Annotated in this window: 17 protein-coding genes; 3 read left to right on the top strand and 14 right to left on the bottom strand. The window is 45.4% G+C overall.

Annotated elements, in window-relative coordinates; all coding sequences use genetic code 11:
• Positions 1–4: 4 nt before the first annotated feature.
• From ICN31_RS01290 to rpsB, 10 genes are all read right to left on the bottom strand, one after another.
• Complete coding sequence (locus tag ICN31_RS01290; protein ID WP_216257838.1) at positions 5–532, bottom strand: OmpH family outer membrane protein; 528 nt, start codon at positions 530–532, stop codon at positions 5–7.
• Between the two features lie 17 nt (positions 533–549).
• On the bottom strand, positions 550–2,889 hold the full coding sequence (bamA, locus tag ICN31_RS01285; RefSeq protein WP_370624319.1) for an outer membrane protein assembly factor BamA: 2,340 nt from the start codon (positions 2,887–2,889) through the stop codon (positions 550–552).
• 5 nt (positions 2,890–2,894) lie between these two features.
• The gene (locus ICN31_RS01280; RefSeq protein ID WP_216257834.1) at positions 2,895–4,025 is read right to left on the bottom strand and encodes an RIP metalloprotease; all 1,131 of its coding nucleotides are present in this window, start codon (positions 4,023–4,025) and stop codon (positions 2,895–2,897) included.
• Positions 4,026–4,049: 24 nt separating this feature from the next.
• Positions 4,050–5,234 carry a 1-deoxy-D-xylulose-5-phosphate reductoisomerase gene (ispC, locus tag ICN31_RS01275; protein ID WP_216260663.1) on the bottom strand — a complete coding sequence of 395 codons (1,185 nt, stop codon included), beginning with the start codon at positions 5,232–5,234 and terminating at the stop codon, positions 4,050–4,052.
• A gap of 5 nt (positions 5,235–5,239) precedes the next feature.
• Positions 5,240–6,067 (bottom strand): phosphatidate cytidylyltransferase, encoded by an 828-nt coding sequence (locus ICN31_RS01270; RefSeq protein ID WP_216257832.1) that lies wholly within the window; start codon positions 6,065–6,067, stop codon positions 5,240–5,242.
• Positions 6,068–6,086: 19 nt separating this feature from the next.
• Positions 6,087–6,860, bottom strand: a complete 774-nt coding sequence (uppS, locus tag ICN31_RS01265; protein ID WP_216257830.1) for a polyprenyl diphosphate synthase — start codon at positions 6,858–6,860, stop codon at positions 6,087–6,089.
• Positions 6,861–6,885: 25 nt separating this feature from the next.
• Entirely contained in the window at positions 6,886–7,446 is a 561-nt protein-coding gene (gene frr, locus ICN31_RS01260; RefSeq protein WP_216257828.1) for a ribosome recycling factor, read from the bottom strand.
• A gap of 11 nt (positions 7,447–7,457) precedes the next feature.
• Positions 7,458–8,168: a UMP kinase gene (gene pyrH / locus ICN31_RS01255; RefSeq protein WP_088524579.1), complete on the bottom strand. Its 711-nt coding sequence runs from the start codon at positions 8,166–8,168 to the stop codon at positions 7,458–7,460.
• Positions 8,169–8,354: 186 nt separating this feature from the next.
• A complete protein-coding gene (tsf, locus tag ICN31_RS01250; protein WP_216257827.1) occupies positions 8,355–9,239 on the bottom strand; it encodes a translation elongation factor Ts in 885 nt (294 codons plus the stop codon).
• A complete protein-coding gene (rpsB, locus tag ICN31_RS01245) occupies positions 9,239–9,988 on the bottom strand; it encodes a 30S ribosomal protein S2 (protein ID WP_216257824.1) in 750 nt (249 codons plus the stop codon). Before rpsB ends, tsf begins: the two co-directional genes overlap by 1 nt.
• A gap of 268 nt (positions 9,989–10,256) precedes the next feature.
• Here rpsB and map point away from each other — a divergent pair, with 268 nt between their 5' ends.
• On the top strand, positions 10,257–11,093 hold the full coding sequence (map, locus tag ICN31_RS01240) for a type I methionyl aminopeptidase (protein WP_216257822.1): 837 nt from the start codon (positions 10,257–10,259) through the stop codon (positions 11,091–11,093).
• Positions 11,094–11,097: 4 nt separating this feature from the next.
• A complete protein-coding gene (locus ICN31_RS01235; protein ID WP_216257820.1) occupies positions 11,098–13,698 on the top strand; it encodes a [protein-PII] uridylyltransferase in 2,601 nt (866 codons plus the stop codon).
• A gap of 65 nt (positions 13,699–13,763) precedes the next feature.
• Here the strand turns inward: ICN31_RS01235 and gcl are convergent, their stop codons facing one another.
• Positions 13,764–15,554 carry a glyoxylate carboligase gene (gcl, locus tag ICN31_RS01230; RefSeq protein ID WP_216257818.1) on the bottom strand — a complete coding sequence of 597 codons (1,791 nt, stop codon included), beginning with the start codon at positions 15,552–15,554 and terminating at the stop codon, positions 13,764–13,766.
• 134 nt (positions 15,555–15,688) lie between these two features.
• Between gcl and ICN31_RS01225 the strand changes: the two genes are divergently transcribed.
• Positions 15,689–16,612, top strand: coding sequence for a LysR family transcriptional regulator (locus ICN31_RS01225; protein WP_216257816.1), 924 nt, complete (start codon positions 15,689–15,691; stop codon positions 16,610–16,612).
• 43 nt (positions 16,613–16,655) lie between these two features.
• Here the strand turns inward: ICN31_RS01225 and ICN31_RS01220 are convergent, their stop codons facing one another.
• Genes ICN31_RS01220 through ligA form a run of 3 tightly spaced genes read right to left on the bottom strand, consistent with a single transcriptional unit; the run spans position 16,656 to position 19,644 of the window.
• Complete coding sequence (locus ICN31_RS01220; protein ID WP_088524572.1) at positions 16,656–16,838, bottom strand: 4-oxalocrotonate tautomerase; 183 nt, start codon at positions 16,836–16,838, stop codon at positions 16,656–16,658.
• A gap of 12 nt (positions 16,839–16,850) precedes the next feature.
• Positions 16,851–17,615, bottom strand: a complete 765-nt coding sequence (locus tag ICN31_RS01215) for a class II aldolase/adducin family protein (protein WP_216257813.1) — start codon at positions 17,613–17,615, stop codon at positions 16,851–16,853.
• 13 nt (positions 17,616–17,628) lie between these two features.
• A complete protein-coding gene (gene ligA, locus ICN31_RS01210) occupies positions 17,629–19,644 on the bottom strand; it encodes an NAD-dependent DNA ligase LigA (protein ID WP_216257811.1) in 2,016 nt (671 codons plus the stop codon).
• Positions 19,645–19,652: the final 8 nt, after the last annotated feature.

Below are 19,652 nucleotides of genomic sequence, written 5' to 3'. Positions count from 1 at the left end.
AAATTTACTTTAGGCTATTTAAAACCCTGATGATTTCATCAGTAACATCAACCTTAGGATTTGCGTAAGGAGGATCCTGGATGATGATATCTAATTTTTTTTGCTCAGCAACCTGTTTGAGCGCGATATTAGCCTTCTCAGCAATCTTGGCACGGTCCTCAAAGTTTCTTTGATTAAGGTCTTCTGTAAACTCACGTTGCTTACGTTGCAGTTCGCGATCTTGCTCGGCCAGCTCACGTTGACGACGTACCCGCTCAGTCTCATTCATGACAGGAGCATCTCGCTCCAATTTCTCAGCTGCAGCTTTTATCTTTCCTGCAGCATCTCTGATGTCATTTTGGCGCTTAGAAAAATCTTTTTCGATTTTGGCCTGGCTTTGTTTGGCAATATTGGATTCGTTAAATACTTTATCAACATTGACAGCGCCAATTCTGGCTCCTGCATCCTGAGCAAAAACTTGTGGGGCAATCATCGCCGCCATTGCAGCAATGAAGCCAACTTGAATCCATTTTGAAGAGTGATAAAACTTCATAATCTTTCCTTAAACAATTAAAACGCCGTACCTACCTGGAATTGCAATCGCTGGACGTTGTCTGTTGGTAGAGATTTATACGGGATACCGTAACTAAATTTCAAGGGTCCTAGCGGAGATATCCATGATAAACCTAATCCGTAGGAATATTTTAAGACTAAATTGATATTTTCCCCAAAGGCATTACCACCGTCAACGAAGGTAAATAAACGCAGGGTTTTATCTACGCCAGACCCAGGAACCGGGAAGGTATATTCCACGTTACTGACGATCTTAGACTGACCACCAGTGGCTTGGTAAGAGCCTATATTGTAGTTGTAGTACTGGGGCCCCAAGGATCCCGGAGCATAACCACGTACAGAGCCAATACCACCGACATAATAGTTTTTGGTAATAGGGAATGGTTTAGTGCCATATGCCTCGCCATATCCCACTTCACCATTGAAGGACAAAATATTGCCTTTTGAGAAAGAGTGATATTTCTGGTACTGCCCAAACAATCGATAGAAAGTCAGGTCACCAACCGGTGTACCTACCTCACCAGATAGCTGCTGCAATGAACCTTCCGACGGAATTAATGCGCTATCACGACCATCGCGTGACCAACCCACAGTCAAGGGCACGTTATAAGTGGTTAAAGTGCCAGGGTAACCGGGTGAAGGAATGCCGTAATCCATTGCATAGTTGAGATACGGCTGCGGTGTATTCGAAGAGGTGCTGATTCGGAAAGCCTCTATACCAGTCCCAAAAAACACCCTATCTACTTCGGTATAGGGAACGCCAAATTTCATGTTTGAACCTACTGACTTAATTTGGTAGTTAGGATCTCCGGCGTAATAGAGCGGCTTTGCAGAGCGATAGTACAAGTCGGTATAACGGCTAATGCCGTCTTCAGTGAAATAAGGGTCGTAATTAGAAAAAGCGAGGTTTTGATTCACTTTGCCCATGGAAAAATTCAAACCAACGGATGTACCTGTTCCGAATGCATTTTCCTGATTGATACCAGCTGACAAAATTAATTTTTCTGTGGAAGAGAATCCAGCACCAATGGTTACCGCACCCGTTGGTTTTTCAGTCACTTTTACCTTTACGTCCACCTGGTCAGGAGACCCAGGAACATCCTCAGTAGTGATGTCGGTTTCAGTAAAGTAACCCATGCGACCTAAACGTTTTTTAGATAGATCGATCTTGTCACTATCAAACCAAGAGCTCTCAAACTGACGCATCTCGCGACGAATAACGATGTCACGGGTTTTTGCGTTACCAGAAATATTCACATTGCGAACATAAATACGACGTCCCGGATCAATCACTAGGGTTAGATCAACTTCAGCTTGCTCGCGTCGCACATCTGGCTGCGGATTAATAGTTGCAAAAGCATAGCCATATGAGCCTAATATCTCAGCAATTGCCTTGGTGCTTTCTGTCAACTTGGCAGAAGAAAAGGTGTCACCCGGCTTCAATGTAATCAACTGCATTAACTCGGCCTCTTTACCCAAAGTATCACCAGCTACACGTACACCCTTCACTGTGAACTTTTTACCTTCCTTAATACTAATGGTGAGGTAAACACCTTTTTTATCTGGAGTAATCGATACCTGAGTAGACTCAATGACAAACTCAAGATATCCACGATTTAAATAATAAGAACGAATAGTCTCTAAGTCAGCAGTCAACTTTTGCTTCGAATACAAGTTATCTTTGCTATACCAAGATAACCATCCACCAGTCTTCAATTGCATCTCACTTTTAAGAGTGCTTTCGCTAAAGACTTCATTACCAATAAAGTTAATCTCTTGAATTTTGGCAACTGGACCTTCATCAATATTGAAATAAATCGCCACCTGGTTACGTTCAACAGGAGTTACCGTAGCGACCACTTCAGCCGCATACATGCCCTTACCGACATACTGGCGCTTTAACTCTTGCTCAGCCTTATCAATGATCGCCTTGTCATAAAAGCGTGCTTCTGCAACGCCTACTGACTTTAATGACTTTCGCACAATCTCTTGATCAAACTCTTTCATCCCCGTGAATTCGATACGGGAAACTGTTGGGCGCTCCTCGACAATCACAATCAGAATATCGCCCTGAGCTTGAATTTGCACATCTCGAAAAAAGCCTGTGCTATACAAGGCTTTGATTGCGTCTCCGCCCTTTTCTTCTGTAAAAGTATCTCCAACCTGAACAGAAAGATAACTAAATACCGTACCTGGTTCTACGCGCTGTAATCCCTCGATACGAATATCTTTAACTACAAAAGATTCAGCTGCATGAATATTTAAACTGAGCGCAGCAGTGATCACCAACAAAAGCTGAGCAATCAAGCGGGTAGAAATACGCAAAGGCGAGGTCAGAAAATTCAAGGTGAAAGGTAGCGTTGTAAATCGTTAAATAAGGCCAGAAGGGACAAAGAAATCAGTAGTAAAAAGCCCACCTTCTGGAACTGTTCTTGTACCGAAATCGATATCCGCTTACCAGCGACTAACTCCCATGCATCATACAGGAGCTGCCCCCCATCTAACATGGGAAAAGGGAGCAAATTCAAGAGGCCAATGCTAATACTTATAAGTGCTAAAAATGCAAAAAATGGCTGCCAGCCTACCTGGGCAGACTTACCCGCCATATCCGCAATACTTAAGGGGCCTCCCAGCTGTTTTACGGAGGTATTTCCGGTAAAAATCCCTGCCATTAGCCTTGTGGAGACCTTGGTAATCAACCAAACCCTCTCGGCAGCAAATCCCATAGCATCAAGCGGGCCCAACTTCAACTGATCCCAATCCGTGAGGGGCACAGACTGAGGCAAAATGCCAAGGGCCAACATGGGGTCAGTTTGAGGGCTTAGCTGAGGTAAATCCTTGGCTAAAAAGGTCTTGATATAGCGACCGCCCGAAGGAGTCTCCATTTCCAAGGAAAATCCGGTCTCACCAGTAAGGGCGTCTAAAAGAGTCCAGCGCAAAGCATTCCAACTGAGAACGGATTCAAATTCATCAGAAAGGGGTACTGAATTTGAGTTTGCTAGCATCTGCCAGCCAATCACGCGATCCCCGCCTTCAACACCGAGTTTGGCAGCCACTGAATTTTCAGGTGGAGCCTTTAATATCGCCGGCAATTGTGGTGCACCAGAAACATAAATCACAGCAAATAAAACGACTGCTAAAAAGAAGTTAGCAAATGGGCCGGCCGCAACAATCAAGGAACGCTGCCACAGCGGTTTGTGATCAAAAGCCTCTAGCTCATCTGTGGTGGCAATCGTTTGCTGACTATCACGGCCATCAAGCAACTTCACATAACCGCCCAGAGGAATAGAGGCGATCACCCACTCTGTTTTATTGTTTGCTACATAAGTAAATATTGGCTTACCAAAGCCAACCGCGAATCGGAGCACGCGCACTCCACATAAGCGGGCAGCTAAAAAATGTCCGAACTCATGAAAGCTCACGAGGACGCCTAAGGTGACTAAAAATGCAGCGAGAGTAATCAGTGTCTGCAAATGAATTCCTAATGACTTTTTAAATTAAGGGCTAATAGATTTAATGCAATCACGCGCCACTTTTCGGGCTTGTATATCAATATCCAAAATATACTCGATTGAGTCTGCACCTGAAACTGGTATTGCATTTAATGTCTTATCAACAACTGAGGAGATATCCAGATAAGGCATACCTTCATTCAAGAATGCTGCCACCGCAATCTCATTAGCCGCATTGAGAACTGTAGGTGCCGTACCTCCCGCTTTTGCAGCCGCAAAAGCCAAAGACAAACAAGGAAAGCGCGCCAAGTCTGGTTCGGAAAAGCTTAACGCTGCCAATTGAGTCAAATTCAATTGCGCAACACCAGCCTCGATACGCTCTGGCCACGCTAAACCATAAGCGATAGGAGTGCGCATATCTGGCTGACCCAATTGCGCAATCACAGAGCCATCTCGGTAGCGCACCATGGAATGCACTACGCTTTGTGGATGAATCAACACTTTAATTTTTTCTAAAGGTAAACCAAACAACCAAAAAGCCTCAATCACTTCGAGACCCTTGTTCATCATCGTGGCTGAATCGACTGAAATCTTTCTACCCATGACCCAATTTGGATGAGCGCAAGCTTGATCAGGTGTAATGTCACCCAATTGCTCCAGAGGGGTATTTCTGAAAGGGCCGCCTGAGGCGGTTAACCACAACTCTTCCACCCCCAGGCTTGGATTTGGTGTTTTAGAAAATTGAGGAGGAAGACATTGAAAGATTGCATTGTGCTCACTATCAATTGGCAGCAGCTCACCTCCGCCCCCCTTCATCGCTTGCATAAATAAATTGCCGGACATCACTAAAGCTTCTTTATTGGCAAGTAGTACTCTTTTACCTGCTTTGGCAGCAGCTAAGGTGGGCACTAAACCAGCTGCACCAACTATCGCAGCCATCACGGTGTCACATCCTGAATCTGTAACAGCGCTTACAAGCGCCTGAGGACCATAAAGCACTTGCGTATTGATTTTTTGGTCAAGTAATATTTGCATGAGGCGAGTAGCACCATCAGCATCTGCAACAACCGCAATAGCAGGCTTAAATTCCGCGCACTGCTGCGCCAATCGATCAATTTGCTTGCCGGCCGTAAGAGCGGCTACCTTAAATCGATCTGGATGGGCGCGGATGACATCCAGCGTATTAACACCGATAGACCCTGTCGAGCCCAAAATGGCGACACGCTTTATTGTCATCACACAAATCCTGCTAGTAGTGCTGCAATTGGCATTGTTGGAATCAATGCATCAACGCGATCAAGAACGCCACCATGCCCAGGCAACAAATGACTACTATCTTTTACTCCAGCCAAACGCTTTAACTGAGACTCAAATAGATCGCCAAAGATACTGAAGGCCACTAAGACCGTCACCATCAAAAACATTGCTACCCAGCCAAAACGAATCGCCCAAGCTCCAAATAGAGTAGATTCAAAAGGCAAATAGATCACGCAGAGCAATGCATAGCCATAAGAAAGTACAAGACCGCCAATAGCACCCTCAATCGACTTACCGGGACTGATTTGGATAGCCAACTTGCGCTTACCAAATGCCTTACCAATAAAGTAAGCGCCAATATCAGCAACCCAAACCAAAGCGATACTGGTTAACAAAAATACCAAGCCGAGTTCCCGCAAGAAGACTAGTGAAAACCAAGTTGCCGGAAATAAAATTAAACCGAGTACCACATAAAATGGGCGTAATTTTTGTAAAGAAAGGTTGATGCCTTTTGCCAAAATAAATGGCGCCACAAAGAACCAAAAAATGACCGATAAGAGCAGTAATGCAAATTGCCAAGATGCGTTTTGCATGCCTAACAGAAATAAAATGATGGCCAAGCAAAATAATGCATAGAGCCAAGCAGCCCGCCTAGCTTGCGGAGCCAGTAAGGTGCTCCATTCCCATGCGGCGGCTAATAAGGCTGCCAAGAAGAATGCGCCGATATAAATAGCTGGCAGTAGAAATAGGATGGGTAAGAGTACTGCTAGTAGAACAAGGGCAGTAATCACTCGGGTTTTTAGCATGGGTGATCTACTAAAAGAATCAGACTGCGTCACTCAAGGCTTGCGATGCAAGCTGAGCGCTAGTGCGACCAAAGCGGCGCTCACGCTGACTAAACCAATGAAACGCCTTACGCAGCTCAAGCTCATCAAACTCAGGCCATAAAACATCCGTGAAATACAGCTCTGTATAAGCCAGCTGCCACAACAAGAAGTTGCTCACACGCTGCTCGCCACCGGTACGAATAAATAAATCTGGCTCTGGAGCGTAGGCCATTGAAAGATGGGGCGCAAGCAGCTCCTCGGTCACTTGCTCTGGCTTCAGATTAGGATTAACTTCTAGGCAACGGCGCATGGCTTGCAAGATATCCCAGCGGCCACCATAGTTCGCAGCAACGGTTAAGGTAATCGCTTTACACCCAGCAGTCTTTTCTTCGGAAAACCGAACCATTTCTTGGATGGCTGGATCAAAACGACTCAAATCACCAATCACGCGCAAACAAATATCATTTTCTACAAGGCGAGCGATCTCACCTTTCAGGGATTTAAGAAATAGTTTCATCAAAAAACCGACTTCTTCTGGAGGGCGACGCCAGTTCTCAGAACTAAACGCAAAAATAGTCAGGTATTGAACACCGCTGCGGTGACACTCTTGAACAATCTTACGAACCGCAGACAAACCCTCAGAGTGCCCCGCTACACGAGGCATCATGCGTTTGCCGGCCCAACGACCGTTACCATCCATGATGATTGTCACATGGCGAGGAATCGTACTGAACTCTGGAATATCTTGGGTTGAACTGAGGTGTTGGGTCATGACAGAATTAAATTCAATCGGGCTCTTAAACCGTCATGATCTCTTTTTCTTTTTCAGAAACAATTTTGTCAATATCGATCACAGCCTTGTCTGTCATCTTCTGAATATCCTCAGTAGCACGACGCTCATCATCCTCAGAAATTTCTTTATCTTTAGTTAAGCGCTTTAAATGCTCATTGGCATCACGGCGTAAATTACGGACAGCAATCTTGGTATCTTCGCCCTCACTCTTCACAACCTTGGTGTACTCACGACGGCGCTCTTCAGTCAGAGCAGGCATTGGCACACGGATCACGGTGCCTTGTGATGCTGGGTTTAAGCCTAAATCAGAATCACGAATCGCCTTTTCAATGGCAGCAACCATGGTCTTTTCAAATGGCTGAACGTTAATAGTGCGGGCATCAGCTAAGCCTAAGCTGGCAACTTGACTCAATGGCGTTGGATTACCGTAGTAATCCACCTGAATGTGCTCCAAAATTCCAGGATTAGCACGTCCAGAGCGAATCTTTGCCAAACTACTTTTCAAAGACTCAAGAGACTTTTGCATCTTTTGATCGGTGGTGGATTTAATTTCTGCTGCAGACATCAGGCCTCCTATTAAGCGTGTACCAAAGTACCCTCAGATTCACCATTTACTACGCGCATGAGTGCACCTGGCTTGAGAATCGAAAATACTTTGATCGGTAATTTACGGTCACGGCATAAAGCAAATGCAGTGGCATCCATGACTTGCAAGTTTTTAATGATTGCTTCATCAAATGTAATGGTCTTATATAAAGTTGCCGTTGGATCTTTGACGGGATCAGCACTATAAATGCCGTCGACCTTGGTCGCCTTCAGCATGACATCGACACCCATCTCAGCACCGCGCAGAGCAGCTGCTGTATCGGTTGTAAAGAATGGATTGCCTGTACCGGCCGCAAAGATCACTACCTTACCTTCACTCATCGCACGAATTGCACGCGGACGAATGTAAGGCTCAACCACTTGATCCATTCGAAGGGCTGATTGCACTCGCGCTTCAACACCTTTTTGACGCAAAGCATCTTGTAATGCGAGGGAATTCATCATGGTGGCCAACATACCCATGTAATCTGCAGTAGCCCGATCCATACCAGCAGCACCACCAGCAACACCTCGGAAAATATTGCCCCCGCCAATCACAATAGCCAGCTCAATGCCGCTACTGACCACTTGAGCTATTTCTGCAACCATGGAATCAATGGTTACTGGGTTGATACCAAAAGCATCATCACCCATAAGGGCTTCACCAGATAGTTTGAGGAGGACGCGTTTATAGGCTGGCATATTTTTATTTTTCCGTAATTTGCCAAGTAATTTACTTACTTAGCTTATTGATCTTTAAGCACTTTTTAATATCTTGGCTAAATTATAAAGGGCTTGGGAAAGATCAAACAAAAGGGCATAGAAACCTGAGTTTCTATGCCCTTTTGGGTATTACCGACCAACTGGGGAATGCCCCAAGATGGCTAATTAAGCAGTCGCTTTAGAGGCAGCAGCTACCTGAGCAGCAACTTCAGCCGCAAAGTCGTCTTGACGCTTCTCAATGCCCTCACCTACAACAAACATGGTGAAACCCTTGATTGTTGTATTTGCAGCCTTGAGCATTTGCTCAACAGTTTGCTTGTCGTTCTTCACGAAAGTTTGGTTTAACAAAGAAACCTCTTTGAGGTACTTCTGAATAGAACCTTCAACCATCTTCTCGACGATTTCTGGTGGTTTGCCAGATTCAGCAGCCTTCTGTACAGCAACGCTACGCTCAATCGCAATAGATTCAGCAGGAACATCGGCCGTAGATAGAGCCACAGGCTTCATTGCAGCAATATGCATTGCTACATCCTTAGCGGCAGTTTCGTCACCTTCGAACTCAACCATTACACCAATGCGGGTGCCATGGAGATAGGAGACCAACTTACTGCTTCCAGCAAAACGCTTAAAGCGACGCGGCATGATGTTTTCACCGATCTTACCGATCAATGCGCTACGAACTTCATCAACCGTCTTACCGTTGAGTGGCAATGCCAATAAAGCAGCAACGTCAGCTGGGTTCTTTTCAGAAACCAACTTGACGCAATCGTTTGTAAATGCCAAGAAATCGTCATTCTTAGAAACGAAATCGGTTTCGCAGTTCACTTCAAGTAAGGCACCGTTATTACCGTTGATGAATGAAGCAACAATACCTTCAGCAGTGACACGAGAAGCAGCTTTACCAGCTTTACTACCCAGCTTTACACGCAGAATTTCTTCTGCACGTGCCATATCACCATCAGCCTCGGTTAAAGCCTTTTTGCACTCCATCATTGGAGCATCAGTCTTGGCGCGTAACTCGCCAACCATTGCAGCTGTGATGGCGGCCATTATTCAGCTTTCCCTTCTTCAACAAATTCTTCTTCACCCTCTTTAATGGCAGTCAATACTTCCTGAACTGCATTTGCACGACCATCTAAGATTGCATCGGCAATGCCGCGCGTGTAAAGGGTTACCGCTTTACTAGAGTCATCGTTACCAGGAATGATGTAATCAATACCTTCTGGCGAGTGGTTGGTATCTACAACAGCAATGACTGGAATGCCAAGCTTGTTAGCTTCAGTTATCGCAATCTTGTGATAACCGACGTCCACTACAAAAATAGCGTCAGGAACACCGTTCAAATCTTTGATACCGCCAAGTGCTTTTTGCAATTTGTCGAGATCACGGTCATTAGTCAAGGCTTCTTTCTTAGAAAGCTTTTCCCAGTCGCCTGCTTCTTTAGCAACTTCCATGTCTTTCAAGCGCTTGAGGGAGCCTTTAACTGTTTTGAAATTGGTGAGAGTACCGCCCAACCAACGGCTATCGATATAAGGCATACCAGCACGAGTTGCTTCTTCAGCAATGATCTCGCGTGATTGACGCTTAGTACCAACAAATAAAATCGTGCCACGATTAGCAGAAACTTGTTTTGCAAATTTCAGGGCGTCCTGAAACATTGGCAATGTTTTTTCCAAGTTAATGATGTGGATTTTGTTGCGATGACCGAAAATAAATGGGGCCATCTTTGGGGACCAGAAGCGCGTTTGGTGACCAAAATGGCAACCGGCTTCCAGCATTTGACGCATCGTTACTGACATAACTTCTCCTAAGGGTTGGTTCTAAAGTTGAGTCCTAGCTGCGCTAAAAAACGCCACCCTGGAAGGCTCAACTTGCGATTTCAAGTCCAAAAAAGACCTGAGACCAAAATTATAGCTTAAATATCAATGCTCTAGCTAGCCCTAGCCCAGCATCAGACAAGGTAAAGAGGCATAAAAGTAGCGCTAGAGACCTTCCAAAGTAGGCACTTGCCTAAATTTTAAGCAATCTCGCCGAGTCAAAACTATCCAAGTCGTTGATAATCAAGGAATGAATAGTGTATTTACTGCAGAAAAAGACATCCTTGGAATGCGCGAAGCTGGACGCTTGGCTAGCGAAGTTTTGGATCATGTGGCGCCCCATGTCAAAGCTGGAGTGACCACCGGAGAATTAGACCGAATTTGCCATGAGTACATGCGCGATGTCCAAAAGACCATTCCCGCACCACTCAACTACCAGCCTCCTGGCTACCCACCATTTCCAGCCTCTATTTGCACCTCAGTCAATGATGTAATTTGTCATGGCATCCCGGGTGACAAAGTTTTAAAGAGTGGTGATGTTGTTAATTTAGATATCACGGTGATTACTCCCGATGGCTATTACGGCGACACCAGTCGAATGTTCATGGTGGGTGAAGTTTCTGTCATGGCAAAACGTCTTACCCAAATTACTTTTGAATGTATGTGGCTCGGTATTGCAGAGGTTAAACCCGGAGCATCACTCGGTGATATTGGTCATGTGATCCAAACTCATGCAGAAAAATCTGGCTACTCAGTAGTGCGTGAGTATTGTGGTCATGGCATCGGCAAAGTATTTCATCAAGATCCGCAAATTCTTCACTATGGAAAACCTGGTACGGGTGAAAAACTCGTTGCTGGCATGACTTTCACAATCGAACCGATGATTAATGCTGGCCGTCGTGATATTCGCACGATGCCAGATCAGTGGACAGTCAAAACAAAAGATCGCAGCCTGTCCGCACAGTGGGAACACACCCTTCTAGTTACACAAACTGGTGTTGAGGTCTTAACCTGGTCTGAAGGTAGCAATCCTGCGCCTGATTGCGTCAAAGGTCTTTCTTTTAGACCATCGCTAGCTAGCGCTTAAATCTATGAGCGATTTGCAGCAAGAGACAAATCAAATTACCGATGCTGCAAGTCTGCGCACTGCACGAGATACTGCCTACACGGAGTTTAAAAAAACTCAAGCTGTTGGCAAACTAACAAAGCAGTTAAGCAAAGTCACAGATCAGCTTCTCACTCAGTTTTGGAGCGATTGTGGTTTAAATAATGACGCTACTTTGCTTGCAGTTGGGGGGTACGGTAGAAGCTCACTATTCCCTTACTCTGATATTGATATCCTCATATTACTTCCCACAAATACTGAGTTGGCCCAATCCTTATCGAAGAAGGTTGAGCAATATGTTGCTAGCTGCTGGGATGCTGGTCTAGAGATTGCCTCTTCAGTAAGGACAGTTGCTGAATGCACTTCGGAGTCCGAGCAAGATATCACTGTACGCACTTCTTTACTTGAGGCGCGATTCATCTGCGGTAAAAGATCGCTGTTAAAAGAATTCACAAAGGCGTTTGAAGCCGCCATGGATCCCAAGGCCTTCTTCCAGGCAAAGCTGGCAGAGCAAATTCAGCGGCACTATAAATATCAGGACACGCCCTATTCGCTAGAGCCCAACTGCAAAGAGAGTCCCGGTGGATTGCGAGATCTACAAATCATTTCGTGGGTTAGTAAAGCAGCATTACTAGGCGATACTTTTAAGGACTTAAATGAAGCAGGCTTATTAACCCAACGTGAGCTCACCGAACTGAACCGCAATCAGCGTTTTTTAGAGACGCTGCGGGCAAACCTCCATTTACTGGCAGGGCGAAGGCAAGATGTGATTGTCTTTGATTTACAGACCGCCTTAGCCAAGTCCATGGGTATTGAAGAAGAATCTTCTCGACTAGCCAGTGAAGCGATTATGCGTCGCTACTACTGGGCTGCAAAAGCGGTCAATCAACTCAATGATGTGCTTTTACAAAACATTGAAGCGCTCCTATTTCCACAAGAGTCGAAAACAACTCATACCATTCCTGGTGAAGGGAATGAGTATTTCATTGAGCGACAAGGGGTTCTGGATATTACTGATCCGCAGCTTTACCAAAAACATCCTGAGCAAATTCTGCGAACCTTTTTGGTATTTGCTCAAACATCCAATGTGAAGAGTCTCTCTGCGACTATTTTTAGAGCCTTGTATAACGCTCGTCAAAAAATGGATAGTAAATGGCGCGCAGCCCCAGTTAATAAAGCGCTTTTTATGGAGCTACTGAAACAACCTGATGGTGTTACTCGCGCATTTCAGCTCATGAATCGCACTAGCGTCTTAGGTCGCTACCTGCCCGCCTTTAGAAGAATTGTTGGACAGATGCAACATGACTTATTTCATGTCTATACAGTGGATCAACATATTCTGATGGTCCTTCGCAATGTACGTCGTTTCATGGTAATCGAGCATACCCATGAATTTCCTTTCTGCAGTGGCCTCATTGCTCACTTTGAAAAGCCATGGTTATTAGTAATAGCCGCCCTGTTCCATGACATTGCCAAAGGCCGCGGCGGCGATCACTCAGAGCTTGGTAGAGCTGATGTCCGTAAGTTTGCTAAAGAACATGGTTTAGATAAAAAAGATACTGAGCTCGTAGTGTGGCTAGTTGCCGAACACCTGAATATGAGCCAGACAGCTCAGAAGCAAGACATTACTGACCCAGATGTCGTCAGAGCATTTGCCAAAAAAGTAGGTGATGAACGCCACCTGACTGCACTTTACTTATTAACCGTAGCTGACGTGCGTGGTACCAGTCCTAAGGTCTGGAATGCCTGGAAAGGTAAGCTCTTAGAAGACCTTTATCGCGCCACACTCAGAGTCTTGGGTGGAGCTAAACCTGATGCATCTTCAGAGCTAGCCCAACATCAAGAAGAGTCTAGAGCTAAATTGCGTCTCTATGGCATTGATGATGAGTCCTATGAAGAGCTCTGGAAGCAACTAGATGTCGCGTTCTTCTTAAGACAGGATTCATCAGATATTGCTTGGCTCACACGACATCTGTATAACAAGGTCAACAGCGATAAAGCGATCGTTAGTGCCAGACTCTCGCCGATTGGCGAAGGATTACAAGTTGCTGTCTACGTGAAAGACCAAGAAGACCTCTTTGCTAGAATCTGCGCCTACTTTGAACGACATGGTTTCTCAATTTGGGATGCCCGCATTCATACAACACGTCATGGTTATGCTTTAGATACCTTCCAAATATCTGGCAGCACCTTGGTAGATGAGGGCGGTAGCTATCGAGACATCATTCAACTAGTTGAGTTTGAGTTGACCGCTGCCCTAACCAATGCAGACCCCTTGCCTAACCCAAGCATGGGTCGCCTCTCCAGGCAGTCACGCACCTTCCCGATTCAACCACGCGTTCATATGGTTCCAGATGATCGCGGCAGATATTACACACTCGCGCTATCTGCCAGTGACCGTACCGGCTTGCTCTACACAATCTCTAGAGTTCTAGCCAAACATCAGGTATCGATTCATACCGCACGCATCAATACACTTGGCGAAAGAGTGGAAGATGTATTACTACTCGATGCTGCTAACTTAGGTAAGAATCCTAAATTACAGATCCAGTTAGAGACAGAGTTGCTTGAGGCTTTGGGGGCTTAATCACCCACAAAAAGAAAGAGCCCAGGTTTTAATCTGGGCTCCGGTAATGCAAACTACATGAATGCTTAGTCTAAGAGACCGGCCATTTGTAGGCCCTCACGACCAGCTGGGTGACGGCAATCAACTTCTTCAAATTCATTGATATTGTCAATCTCCATACCCATCGCAATATTGGTTACCTTCTCCATGATCACCTCAACTACTACTGGCACCATGAAGTGTTTAGCCATCTTCTGCGCTTCAACTAAAGCACCATTAATCTTGGCAGGATCGCTCACACGCAGTAATTTGCAGCCTAAACCTTCAACTACTTTACCGTGATCAACGCCATAGCCTTTAAGGGTTGTATCGTCCACATTAATATTGTCAAAGGCTAACTGTACACAGTAGTCCATATCGAATCCACGTTGCGCCTGACGAATTAAGCCAAGGTAACTGTTATTTACCAGCACCATTACTAAAGGTAATTTAAATTGCGCACCTACAGCCAACTCTTCAATTAAGAACTGGAAGTCGTAATCACCTGATAAGCCGACGACGGTACGAGTGGGATCAGCAGCCAATACACCCAGAGCAGCAGGAATAGTCCAACCTAATGGGCCAGCTTGTCCGCAGTTAATCCACTGGCGATCGCCATACACATGCAAGAACTGTCCGCCTGCAATTTGCGATAAACCAATGGTGGTCACATAAATAGTATCGCGACCAAATGCAGTATTCATTTCCTGATAAACACGTTGTGGTTTAACTGGAATGTTATCAAAATCAGTCTTACGCAACATGAGCTTCTTACGCTCTTGGCAACGACTTACCCAATCACCGTAATTATTAAGTTTGCCTTTTGCCTTCCAATCTTTAGCAACTTCAACAAATAACTCAAGAGCTGCTTTGGCATCGGAAACAATTCCATAATCAGGCGTAAATACGCGACCAATTTGGGTGGGCTCAATATCCACGTGAATAAACTTACGACCTTTGGTGTAAACATCAACTGAACCAGTGTGGCGATTCGCCCAACGGTTACCAATGCCTAATACAAAGTCGCTAGCTAACATGGTTGCATTGCCGTAGCGATGCGCAGTTTGCAAGCCGACCATACCAGCCATTAATGGATGGTCATCCGGGATTGATCCCCAACCCATCAAGGTTGGAATAACTGGAATGTTCATCAACTCAGCAAACTCTACTAATAGCTTAGAAGCATCTGCATTGATAATTCCGCCGCCAGCCACAATCAATGGCTTCTCAGCAGTCATTAACATTTCCATCGCTTTTTCGATTTGCTTACGGCTTGGTGTAGGTTTGTAAACCGCTAATGGCTCATAAGTATCGATATCAAACTCAATCTCAGCCATCTGAACATCAATTGGCAAATCGATCAACACTGGCCCTGGACGTCCAGAGCGCATGATGTGAAATGCCTGTTGAAATACGCGTGGCACTAACCCTGGCTCACGAACGGTAACAGCCCATTTAGTTACAGGCTTAGCAATACTTTCGATATCAACAGCTTGGAAATCTTCTTTGTACAAACGTGCGCGTGGCGCTTGGCCTGTGATGCAAAGAATCGGAATGGAATCAGCGCTCGCTGAATATAAGCCGGTGATCATATCGGTTCCAGCAGGGCCAGATGTACCAATACAGACGCCGATATTGCCAGCCTTCGCACGGGTATAGCCTTCGGCCATATGTGATGCACCTTCTACGTGGCGCGCCAAAATATGGGTAATCGACTGACGTTCACGAAGTTGCGCATAGAGCGGATTAATTGCAGCACCAGGTACTCCGAAGGCAGTAGTAATGCCCTCTTTTTCCATCACCAAAACCGCTGCCATTGCTGCCTTCATTTTTGCCATGATTTGCCTCCCAATGTTGTTGTAGGCGCAATGATGGTGAAATTTGCCCTTTTTGGGAAGATCAGCAAATCTATATCTAGTATTCCACCATGGAATAGTGTAAAAATAGCGCATCAAAACCCTTAAACAGCACTATGGATCGCGTCCAAGGCATATCTCTATTTATCCGCATTGTTGAAACAGGCTCCTTTAGCAAGGCCGCTGAGGACTTGGGTATTACCCAGCCAACGGCAACGAAATTTGTAGCTAGCCTGGAAAAACGTTTAGGAACTCTATTGCTGCATCGCAGCACACGTGGAGTTACGGCAACTGAAATTGGCAAGCTCTACTACGAAAAATGCAAAATCATTTCTCAAGAAATTAACGAGGCTGACGATCTCGCCTCATTAATGCAATCCAAAGTTCGTGGCAAATTAACGATCAGCTCTTCAGTTGCTTTTGGGCGCCGGGTACTAACGCCCTCCATCCTAGAATTTATGTCGCACCATCCTGAGCTAGAAGTAGATTTGAGTATGGATGATCGCTACATCAACCTAGTTGAGCAAGGAGTAGATTTAGCAATCCGAATGAGGAATCTGCCTGACTCCTCATTAGGCTCGCGATTCATCGGCATGAATCCTTGGATCTTGGTTGCCAATCCCAAATATCTTCAAGAACATCCAGCACCTAAAGTGCCAGAAGATATCAAAAAGCATCGTGCCCTGATCTATACAACAGCGCAAAGCGATCATCGCTGGAGCTTTACGAATCCCCAAAATCAAACTGAAGTTGTTGAAGTGAGGGGGCCATTTATTTCGAATAACCTTTCTTCCATTCTCGCGGCAGCTAGAGCAGGAATGGGCTTAGCGGCGCTACCCTGCTACGTTGCCCATCAATCAATTCAAGATCAAGTGTTACAACCAGTAATGGAAGACTGGTTACTGCCAAGCCAAGAAATGCATGCAGTATTTTCTTCGCCTAAACATGTACCCACTAAAGTGAGTCAATGTATTGACTGGTTACAGGGTCAATTTAAGGGGGAGTGGTGGAAAGGCCTTCCCCCAGATCACATTGAATAAAAAAATCCCCAATGCATGGGGATTGGATGAATACAAGTTGGAACTAATCACTCCATAGCTTACCTGCAGTAGCCCAATCTGATTTTTTAATGTCTTGATAGATCACATCTACAGACTCAGCAGAGCAACCCATAATTTTGACAGCAGCCTCAGTAATGGCTTTTGCATACTCACGCTTGACGTCCTCTGTACGACCTTCAAATAATTGAACTTGAATGACTGGCATCTTTACCTCCGATTAATGATTCATAAATACACGTTGATATGCGGGCCATTCTAGCTGACCCTCCTGATCACCATCACTACAAAGCTGCTCGTAGGTTAATTCACAGATGGCTGCGGGTGGACTAACCAGTTCCCCATGAGACCCAGCTAGCAGCTGGATATTGCAGGCCTTATCCAGTACATCCATTAAATAAAATGCCTGCTGAATAGATGTCCCACAAACAATGCTGCCATGATTATGCAAAAGTACGGCCTTTTTATTGCCTAAGTTTGCAATCAATGCAGTCTGCTCTTGCGATGAAAGGGCTAAGCCCTGATATGGGTGGTAGCCCATATCTTGATAGAAACGCAAGGCATGTTGTGAAATCGGTAATAGCCCTTGCTTCTGGGCTGATACAGCAATCACAGAATCTGCATGCAAATGGAATACACAATGCGCATCTGACCTTGCTGCATGTACTGCTCCATGAATTGCAAAACCCGATTGATTGACTGGGCCATCACCAGACAATATCTTGCCTTCAATATTGACCTTCACCAAATTCTGCGGAGTGACTTCATTAAAGCGTAGTCCGAACTGATTGAGCAAATAAGCACCTTCTTCGGCTGGGATCGCTGCTGATATATGGGTATAGATTCCGTCATCCCAATTTTTGAGATGCGCTAGTTGATAGGCTGTTGCTAAATCAATCCGAACTTGCTTTTCTTGATCAGAAATTGGCCCCAAGCTATCCCAGGATTGAGCCTTTAGAGAAAAGTTTTGATGTAATGAATTCATAGGAGAAAGCATCTTATTTCAATAAATGGAGCATTGCAGCCTCGTCAATCACCGCTACGCCCAGTTCTTCTGCTTTGGTGAGCTTACTTCCTGCGTCAGTACCAGCAACAACGTAGTCCGTTTTCTTAGAAACTGAACCAGCCACTTTAGCGCCAGCTTTTTCCAATAGATCTTTTGCCTCATCTCTTGTCAAAGTGGGAAAAGTACCCGTCAGAACAAAGGTCTTACCCGCTACTGCTGCGCTAATCACTTTTTCTTCTACAGCAAGCTGCATTCCTGAGGCTAGAAGCTGTTCAATGACCTCACGGTTATGCGCTTCTTGCATAAAGCTGGTGATGGAGTCAGCCACTACTGGCCCAACATCTTTCACTGTGAGCAAGTCTTCCGTACCAGCATCCATTACGGCATGCATGGACTGATAGTGATTCGCTAAATCTTTTGCTGTGGTCTCGCCCACATGACGAATACCCAAAGCGAAGATGAATCTGGCTAAGGTAGTGTTTCTGGACTGGTTAATTGCCGCAATCAGATTATCTGCAGACTTATCACCCATGCGTTCAAGATTGGCTAGAGCAGTAAACCCCAATCTATAGAGATCTGCTGGGGTCCTCACCAGATTTTGATCAACCAATTGATCCACAATCTTCTCGCCTAGCCCTTCGATGTCGAGCGCCCTTCTATGGGCAAAGTGAATTAATGCTTGTTTGCGTTGCGCCCCACAAAATAAACCACCACTACAGCGAGCCACCGCCTCATCAGCCAAACGCTCAATATGTGAATCACATACTGGGCACTTGCTTGGCATGACAAACTCTATTGTGTTGGTAGGCCTGCGATCTTTAATGACTGAAACGACTTCTGGAATCACATCGCCTGCCCTGCGTACAGAAACGGTATCTCCAATACGCACATCCTTACGCTTTACTTCATCCTCGTTATGAAGCGTGGCGTTGGTCACCGTTACCCCACCCACTTCGACTGGCGCCAATCTAGCGACTGGAGTAATTGCACCTGTGCGTCCCACCTGAACATCAATCCCTAAGACAGTAGTGATCGCTTCTTGTGCTGGGTACTTGTGAGCCAATGCAAATCGAGGGGCTCTAGATACAAAACCGAGCTTAGTTTGCTCTGCAAACGAATTGACTTTATAGACTACGCCATCGATATCGTATGGGAGAGAGTCTCGTTTTTCACCAATCTCATTGTAAAAATGAAGGATGTCTTGCACCGAGTTCAGTACTCTGCGCTCTGAACAGACAGGTAATCCCAGCCCTACATAGGCGTTGAGTAACTCTTCATGAGTTTTTGGAAGCCAAGATTGAGGCTCTATTACTCCCAAGCCATAAGCAAAGAAAGAGAGTGGTCTTTTTGCGGTGATCTTCGAATCCAATTGACGCAAGCTACCGGCCGCTGCATTTCGGGGGTTAGCAAACTCTTTCTCCCCCAACTCTGCTGCCTTTCGATTCATCTTCTCGAAGTCCTTAAGATACATAAAGACTTCACCACGAACTTCTAATACTTTCGGGATATTCTTACCAGTGAGTTTCAGAGGAATGGCGCGAATGGTTTTAATGTTTGCTGTGACATCTTCGCCACTGGCGCCATCACCACGTGTGGCAGCAGTTACTAGAGAGCCATTTTCATAACGCAGCGAGATAGCCAAGCCATCAAACTTGAGCTCACCAGCATAAGCAACGTGATCTAGATTTAAGCCTTCACGACAACGACGATCAAAGGCGGCCAGTTCAGCTTCTTCAAACGCATTATTCAGAGAGAGCATCGGCACTTCATGAGTTACAGAATCAAACTCTTTTAGCGCGGTGCCGCCTACCCTTTGCGATAGTGATTCTGAAGTAATCCATTCGGGATGAGCAGCCTCGATATTCAATAGCTCACGATAGAGGCGGTCATACTCAATATCGGGCAGAAGTGGGTTATCAAGCACGTAATAGGCATGCTCTAAGCGGGCAAGCTCTGCCTGCAAGAATGCATAGCGCTCCGCTAAATTTGTCGGACTATTAGACGACAAGGTAATTC

The organism is Polynucleobacter sp. UB-Piko-W3 (assembly GCF_018881635.1).
Taxonomy (GTDB): domain Bacteria; phylum Pseudomonadota; class Gammaproteobacteria; order Burkholderiales; family Burkholderiaceae; genus Polynucleobacter.
Note: the sequence above shows the minus strand (reverse complement) of the source record. Positions and strands in the feature narration are given on the sequence as shown.

What these genes read in the sequence shown, in the direction of transcription:
- ICN31_RS01290 (WP_216257838.1), bottom strand. Translation starts at nt 532, where the DNA reads ATGAAGTTTTATCACTCTTCAAAATGGATTCAAGTTGGCTTCATTGCT.
- ICN31_RS01270 (WP_216257832.1), bottom strand. Translation starts at nt 6,067, where the DNA reads ATGCTAAAAACCCGAGTGATTACTGCCCTTGTTCTACTAGCAGTACTC.
- uppS (WP_216257830.1), bottom strand. Translation starts at nt 6,860, where the DNA reads ATGACCCAACACCTCAGTTCAACCCAAGATATTCCAGAGTTCAGTACG.
- frr (WP_216257828.1), bottom strand. Translation starts at nt 7,446, where the DNA reads ATGTCTGCAGCAGAAATTAAATCCACCACCGATCAAAAGATGCAAAAG.
- pyrH (WP_088524579.1), bottom strand. Translation starts at nt 8,168, where the DNA reads ATGCCAGCCTATAAACGCGTCCTCCTCAAACTATCTGGTGAAGCCCTT.
- tsf (WP_216257827.1), bottom strand. Translation starts at nt 9,239, where the DNA reads ATGGCCGCCATCACAGCTGCAATGGTTGGCGAGTTACGCGCCAAGACT.
- rpsB (WP_216257824.1), bottom strand. Translation starts at nt 9,988, where the DNA reads ATGTCAGTAACGATGCGTCAAATGCTGGAAGCCGGTTGCCATTTTGGT.
- map (WP_216257822.1), top strand. Translation starts at nt 10,257, where the DNA reads ATGAATAGTGTATTTACTGCAGAAAAAGACATCCTTGGAATGCGCGAA.
- ICN31_RS01235 (WP_216257820.1), top strand. Translation starts at nt 11,098, where the DNA reads ATGAGCGATTTGCAGCAAGAGACAAATCAAATTACCGATGCTGCAAGT.
- gcl (WP_216257818.1), bottom strand. Translation starts at nt 15,554, where the DNA reads ATGGCAAAAATGAAGGCAGCAATGGCAGCGGTTTTGGTGATGGAAAAA.
- ICN31_RS01225 (WP_216257816.1), top strand. Translation starts at nt 15,689, where the DNA reads ATGGATCGCGTCCAAGGCATATCTCTATTTATCCGCATTGTTGAAACA.
- ICN31_RS01220 (WP_088524572.1), bottom strand. Translation starts at nt 16,838, where the DNA reads ATGCCAGTCATTCAAGTTCAATTATTTGAAGGTCGTACAGAGGACGTC.
- ICN31_RS01215 (WP_216257813.1), bottom strand. Translation starts at nt 17,615, where the DNA reads ATGAATTCATTACATCAAAACTTTTCTCTAAAGGCTCAATCCTGGGAT.